This is a genomic window from Streptomyces sp. BE20, from assembly GCF_036322525.1.
Taxonomy (GTDB): Bacteria; Actinomycetota; Actinomycetes; order Streptomycetales; family Streptomycetaceae; genus Kitasatospora.
In genome coordinates, this window is sequence record NZ_JAQYWW010000913.1 from 1 (window position 1) to 364 (window position 364).

1 pseudogene is annotated in these 364 nt (G+C 85.2%); it reads right to left on the minus strand.

Annotation, left to right across the window (positions count from 1 at the left end):
* Nucleotides 1–147 precede the first annotated feature (147 nt).
* Nucleotides 148–364: pseudogene (locus tag PUR61_RS21070) on the minus strand (hypothetical protein); the annotation flags it as partial.

Here is a 364-nt window from a genome sequence, read left to right on the forward strand (position 1 = left end):
CCCCCCCCCCCCCCCCCCCCCCCCCCCCGCCCTTGGGGTGGTGTGGGGGGGCGCGCCGGCCGGCGCGCCGGGCGCGGGGGGGGGGCGCGGGGGGGCCGGCGCCCCCCCCCGCCCCCCCCCCCCCACCCCCCCCCCCCCCGCGGAAACCTACTGCGCCGCCCGAGCGCTACACGGCAGGGCCCCCGCGGACCCCACCCGTCGGTCTTCCGCCCGGGCGACCGCCGCGGCCAGCAGCACCAGCGACGCCTCGATGCCGGAGGTCCCCCGGTGGATCTTGAGGATCGAGCCCGGCCGCCGCGCCGTCGCGATGCCCTGCGACCGCGGCTGCGTCGTCTCCTCGGCCGCCGGGGCCAGCCCGCGGCGG